A 2,479-nucleotide genomic window follows, 5' to 3' on the forward strand; every position below is an offset into this window, starting at 1 on the left:
CAAATAGTCTCGTGCGATCGCCCGAGTTGCGGACAAAGCTACCCAAATAGTCAAGGATGGGTAGCTTTGTCCATAAATTAAGTTACAGTTTCAAACCCCTACAGCCTTGTCCCTACAGATCCGGCTGCCGAATGCCGAATACTGCTAGGTTTTTGGCTCAAACTTGTAACCTACTCCCCGGACGGTTTGAATCATTGAGATTTGGTTGGTATCTGGTTCAATTTTGCGGCGAATTTGACCGATATGGACATCCACCACGCGATCGGCTCCCACATACTCGTAGTCCCAGACTTCTTGCAGCAATTCCGATCGCCTCCATACGCGACCGGGTTTGCTTGCCAAACAGTACAGCAGGTCGAATTCTAAAGCCGTCAAAGCAACTATCTGACTGTCGAGAATTACCTCGCGCCGGACGGGATCTATTAGTAGCTCTCCAAAGGTCAGACTTTGTTGTTGAGCCGGAGTAACAAGGCGTTTGCGCTTCAAAATTGCTGCAACGCGAGCTCCAATCTCTACAAGACTAAAAGGTTTAGTAATGTAGTCGTCAGCGCCTTCGGCAAACCCTTTCATTTTGTCAGCTTCATCGGTTCGGCTGGTCAGCATCAACACAAACACGCCCGTCCGTTTTTGCATCTCTTGACAGAGTTTGTAGCCAGTAGTATCGGGTAAATTTACATCTAGAACTACTAAGTCAGGATTGAGTTGCTCAAATAATTCCAGACCAGTCTGACCGTCTCCGGCCGACTCAACTTGATAACCTTGCTGGCTCAAAAAACGGTGAATTAAATTTCGGATTGCCGGGTCGTCATCAACCACAAGGATTTTTACAGGGGCCATGACCACAACTTTGTTTGAAGAATTAGGCAAGAAGATTCAGCCATAATAATAGAAAACTGGATACAAATCTCGAAAAAATTGAGCTTTTATATAGTTGTAGCCATATTTATAGCCATACTTATAACCTACGTAAGATTTCAGGCAATAAATCTCCAGGTACTTTGGATAAGGCTAGATTTTGGCCTTGCAGCCCACATTCGCTATAGAAAGCTCTAATCGTTTTCACAATATAACTCAATGCAGTTTGCCGGGAATCGGCAGCTTGAGAGTTTGGCGGGGCTTGCAGGTTAAGTTTATCTCCATATGTTAACCCTTTGTCGTTGAGATGTTGTCCCCATTCGGCGCACACTTGCAACTGGTGGTGCAGTGCTGCTTCTAAATGGCTGGTTTGGGCGGCTTTGTTGGTGCCAAAATCTAGATCTGTGGCTAGTTGATAGTGGGCTAGTCCGAGATTGTTGCGGGCGGCCCAGGTGTCAAAGGTGAGTTGGGTTCGATCGAGCTTGCCGGCGATATCCAGTGCAGCTTCGTAGGCGGTAATCGCCTGCTGTAAAGATTCCGTCCGGGCCTGTTTCTGCTGGAACTGGTTCCCCAAATGCCAATAAGCGGTACCGAGATTGTTGTAGGTAGCTGCTGCTGCTGCGGGTACCAATTCTCGGGTGCGGTATTTCAAGGCTTCGCGGTAGGCATCAATCGCCCTGACTAACAAGAGTTCTGAGGGTTCGTGCTGGGCGAGGTTCCAGCAAGCGGTACCGAGGTTGTTTTGGACTCCGGCATAGTTGAGCGGTTCTCGATCGGGACTGTAACAGCAGAGGGCTTGGGTGTAAGCGGCGATCGCGCTTTTGAGATAGACGATCGGCTGACCATCTTGAGCTAAATTCCAGTATGCTGTCGCCAAATTATTCTGAGCCGCCGCGTACTGCTGGGGCTCCGCCGCCGGGTCTAAATCTAGTAGCGCTTGTTGGTAAGCTGCAACTGCTTGCTGCAAGTTCTCTGTCTTATCTTGATAGCGGGCTAAATCTGCCGAAGCGATGCCCAAATTTTTGTTTAATCTCACGCGGGTTTGGGGTGCGCTGTCGGCATCTGTGCGGTTCAAACCTTCAAGGTAGAGGGCGATGCTGCGTTCGAGGCAGGATACCGGATCGGCTGCGTTATGCTGCTGCGTGCGATCGCGCGACAGCATCCAGTAGAAAGTACCGAGATCGTTGATCAGATCGGAAATTGGCGGTAGGCTGTGGGACTCCTCGGCGTACTGAGTTAAGTTTTGTGTCAATTGGGAAATTAGCCGCGCGCATTCCTCGGTTAGTGGTTGATTTTCCTGGGAGTTGTCGTCGAGTTCCAGGTATGCAATCACTTGCTCGATCGCGCGAATGGCAATTGTCAGGTTTTGCGGGGAGGAATCTCCGCCCAGAATCCGATCGCGGTAGTAATTTCCCAAACTGTGATAAGCCAAAGCCAAAGCTTCGGAACAGCACTCATGTTCTTGCAGCAATGCAATATATTGCAGGGTTTGCAGCGGCAGAAAATTGTCTTCCGATGCGGGATTATCTTCTACTTCCAACTCCTGAGAAGCCGCTGCTAGCACCAAATCTGCCAGTTCGACGGATTTAGAATCTGTTGTGGCGGGTTCAGAATCGGGAATGGG

The 2,479-nt window shown here is 49.3% G+C and carries 2 protein-coding genes; both read right to left on the reverse strand.

Annotated features, from left to right (window positions below; genetic code table 11):
* Positions 1 to 144 precede the first annotated feature (144 nt).
* Entirely contained in the window at positions 145 to 837 is a 693-nt protein-coding gene (locus JGK14_RS33885) for a response regulator transcription factor (protein ID WP_293193997.1), read from the reverse strand.
* Between the two features lie 118 nt (positions 838 to 955).
* The coding region (locus JGK14_RS33890; RefSeq protein WP_325316017.1) for a hypothetical protein at positions 956 to 2,479 on the reverse strand (1,524 nt) is incomplete at its 5' end.

The organism is Microcoleus sp. PH2017_28_MFU_U_A (assembly GCF_020738035.1).
Classification (GTDB): Bacteria; Cyanobacteriota; Cyanobacteriia; order Cyanobacteriales; family Microcoleaceae; genus Microcoleus.

Coding starts and splice junctions, on each gene's coding strand:
- JGK14_RS33885 (WP_293193997.1), bottom strand. CDS start 837: ATGGCCCCTGTAAAAATCCTTGTGGTTGATGACGACCCGGCAATCCGA.